This window comes from Candidatus Methanoperedens sp., assembly GCA_012026795.1.
In the GTDB taxonomy this organism is placed as follows: domain Archaea; phylum Halobacteriota; class Methanosarcinia; order Methanosarcinales; family Methanoperedenaceae; genus Methanoperedens.
The window spans coordinates 1-2,857 of record VEPM01000062.1; the positions used below are offsets into that span (position 1 = coordinate 1).

The window sequence follows — 2,857 nt, forward strand, 5'->3', positions numbered from 1 at the left end:
ACCCCAGCATTACTACCGACGCATACCCCAGTAGGATTACCCCAAACGGAAGGGGCAGCACGAGGCAATTTATGATGTAACTTCTTGTCACAAAGGATTAACAGGATGAATTCCTTTAAAAATAGCATGCAATTCAGAAAGTTGGAATTAATGGATGGGCTCGATCAGGATGAAACGTTTTTATAAGCATACTTTAATATGAATATGAAGTGTGGCAAATATGGCATCAGGAAAATTGAGCTTCGGGGATATGAAGAAAAGAATCAGGGAGCATCTAAAAATGACTCTAAATATTGAAGAGTTTTCGATTAGCTCCGCAAAACAGGATAATGATGTCTGGAAGGTTAGCATCGAGTTCAAAGAGAAGACAGGTGCGATAGAAGTGCCTGCTACAGCATTATTTATTATAGATACGATGACCGGGGATGTGAAAGATTTTAAGAAAGGTTATGCATGGACATTTTGAAAGAATTTCTTAGAGCAGATAAAGAAAAAGCCATAGTAGCTGGCGCTATTCTTATAATATCAATAGTTTGCATAACAATAGGTATTTATGGAGGGTTTAATTATCCAATTTTACGCATATTTTTTATTGCTGTATCTTTCTTTTATCTTCCGGTTTTCTTTGTTCTGGAGATAGTGTATTCCATCATTTCTTCGATGCGCCCGGATATGGATACAATGACGGCTTCACAATTTTATTTTCATTTTGGATTAATGTTTGTTCTTGGTTGTGTTTATGTATATCTTGTGTCGTCTATTATCGTTTTTGTCCATAGAAGAAAATATTCCAGGTATTACTTCCTGCTTAAAAGCGGTGGAAAATCGCCATAATCTTTCCGGGAGGGGCTTTCTGTGATCTGTAATCCATAACGTTTATTATTATTGCTTGACCGTTACTTTTACCTATTCCATCTTTCATATTATACCTTGCAGGGACTGATAAAATGCCTTTCATCAACTTTTTTTCAGTCCCTGCAACTTTCTATAAATCAAGGTCTATAGAACCTTGCGTTAACCTTTGCGTTAACCTTTGCGTTAACCTATTTGATAACATAATATATAGCTCTACCAGTGCCTTTTGGTTGGATTAAGTTTTGTTCAATTAGCTTTTTAATTTCCTTGTATGCTGCAGGACGTGATATTTTAAACATCTTTTGGATTTCGCCACTTGTTATTCGTCCATTTAAAATCATATATTCAATAACCTTAGTCTGTTTTTCTGTAAGAGCCAACTGTCCTTTTGAATCTTTTTTATGTTTTTCCAGAGAAAGCTGCAATACCTTCTCCTTTACTTTTGTGAGGGAGAGAAGAACGCCATCTGTAAAGTATTCGATCCATCCTGTGAGATCAAGTGTTTTCTGATCAATGGAATTTAAAACGCGGTAATATGCCAGTCTGTCGCTGTCGTAATAATCATCTAATGCAAAGAATTTCTTAATGTCAAATTCCTTGAGATAAAGGATAAGGGTCGCTAACGCCCTCGCAGTCCTGCCATTACCGTCTACAAAAGGATGGATCCTTACAAATTCGTAATGTGATATTCCAGCAATAAGAACAGGATTAAGTTGAGATGAGTCGTTTGATTTCATAAAGGAAGGGGGACGAATATTCAAGATCATCCATACCAATGAGCAATATCTCAAGCGGTCTTTTTATTTCTCCAAGAAGGGAATATCTTACTCTGGCTATTTTATCTAAGTCATTTTCCGGATATTCTCTTACTATTACAGCAATGTCATAATCGCTTTTTTCGTTCTCTTTTCCTTTTGCGATGCTGCCAAATAGGTATATAGCTTTGATGCTGCTGATTTCATTTAATGTTGTGTTGACTATTTGTTCAAGGTCTGTTTTTTCATCAGAGTCTGTCATTATTCCTCATACTGTGGGGACAGGAATATATTGAAAATATCAAGTATGGAATTTTTATTAAAATTGTAATAATTTCTCCTTTGGTTGACATCTCGATAATATCCTATCTACTTAACTTACAATATACATTTCTTGAATTTTATTTATTATAATGCTTGTAATGGGTTAGCTTGAATTGATTCAACTTCTAATTTGAAATTTGCAGCCACTGTTGCATTAATGAATCTAACTTCTCTCTCCATTGGATCGACTAAAGGTTTTAGTTTGATTCTACTGATAAATCCATCCAAATTTGGCGAGAATTCTAGTAATTCAATTATTCGCGAATGAATAGCCCATTCCACCGTTGCATTTCTTTTCAAAGACTCTACATCTTGGATTTCACCACGCCTAAATGCCATTTGAACTTTATGTATCCAATCGCTAATAGTGTAACTTAGCTGTTCATCCATGTTTACCATGCTTGAGCGAGATGCCTTATCTAATATATTAATAAGTTCACCGTATCTCGAACGAACTTGTTCCTCATTCAGGTCATTGTTTAAAATAAAGTCTCGTTCTTGATCAAAAACTTCAGTCTTAACTTTATCCGAAATTATATATGGATTTTTGCTGTAACTTGGCATATAGTTTTCTAATGCTCCGTTCGGAAGCAGATAAACGCCACATCGTTTGAATGCTTCAATAATTTTCCGAAGTTTACCATCTATCAAATTCATCTTATCGATTTTGTTAGGAATTAAGCTTTCAAGTTGCTCTCTGATAACCTTTAAACCGAGTAAAAAAATGTATCTTTTCTTATCGATGTCAGTCGATGAAGTTAGAGCTTCTCGAAAAAACTGGGAATTAGGCGATGTCATGCTACCAAGTGCAGATTCTATTTCCCTTAAGTACGGTAACTAACTAATAATGGTATTTTTAATTTAACTTATATTTTATAACATATATTCAGTTTATACATAGCTATAAATAGGATAAAAACAAT

Annotated in this window: 5 protein-coding genes; 2 read left to right on the forward strand and 3 right to left on the reverse strand. The window is 34.7% G+C overall.

The genetic code is table 11. The features are described from left to right. The first annotated feature begins 220 nt into the window (after positions 1-220). Together FIB07_18135 and FIB07_18140 are read left to right on the forward strand one after the other, a co-directional pair. Positions 221-466 (forward strand): hypothetical protein, encoded by a 246-nt coding sequence (locus tag FIB07_18135; protein NJD54762.1) that lies wholly within the window; start codon positions 221-223, stop codon positions 464-466. Beyond that, positions 454-834 carry a hypothetical protein gene (locus tag FIB07_18140; GenBank protein NJD54763.1) on the forward strand — a complete coding sequence of 127 codons (381 nt, stop codon included), beginning with the start codon at positions 454-456 and terminating at the stop codon, positions 832-834. The genes FIB07_18135 and FIB07_18140 overlap by 13 nt, the downstream gene beginning before the upstream one ends. 209 nt (positions 835-1,043) lie before the next feature. On the opposite strand, the gene FIB07_18145 is transcribed toward FIB07_18140, so the two are convergent. From FIB07_18145 to FIB07_18155, 3 genes are all read right to left on the reverse strand, one after another. After that, positions 1,044-1,622, reverse strand: a complete 579-nt coding sequence (locus FIB07_18145) for a Fic family protein (protein NJD54764.1) — start codon at positions 1,620-1,622, stop codon at positions 1,044-1,046. Continuing rightward, a complete protein-coding gene (locus tag FIB07_18150; protein NJD54765.1) occupies positions 1,564-1,872 on the reverse strand; it encodes a nucleotidyltransferase domain-containing protein in 309 nt (102 codons plus the stop codon). Before FIB07_18150 ends, FIB07_18145 begins: the two co-directional genes overlap by 59 nt. Positions 1,873-2,018: 146 nt before the next feature. Continuing rightward, positions 2,019-2,732: a hypothetical protein gene (locus FIB07_18155; GenBank protein NJD54766.1), complete on the reverse strand. Its 714-nt coding sequence runs from the start codon at positions 2,730-2,732 to the stop codon at positions 2,019-2,021. Between the last annotated feature and the right edge of the window lie 125 nt (positions 2,733-2,857).

What these genes read in the sequence shown, in the direction of transcription:
- FIB07_18135 (NJD54762.1), top strand. Translation starts at nt 221, where the DNA reads ATGGCATCAGGAAAATTGAGCTTCGGGGATATGAAGAAAAGAATCAGG.
- FIB07_18140 (NJD54763.1), top strand. Translation starts at nt 454, where the DNA reads ATGGACATTTTGAAAGAATTTCTTAGAGCAGATAAAGAAAAAGCCATA.
- FIB07_18145 (NJD54764.1), bottom strand. Translation starts at nt 1,622, where the DNA reads ATGATCTTGAATATTCGTCCCCCTTCCTTTATGAAATCAAACGACTCA.
- FIB07_18150 (NJD54765.1), bottom strand. Translation starts at nt 1,872, where the DNA reads ATGACAGACTCTGATGAAAAAACAGACCTTGAACAAATAGTCAACACA.
- FIB07_18155 (NJD54766.1), bottom strand. Translation starts at nt 2,732, where the DNA reads ATGACATCGCCTAATTCCCAGTTTTTTCGAGAAGCTCTAACTTCATCG.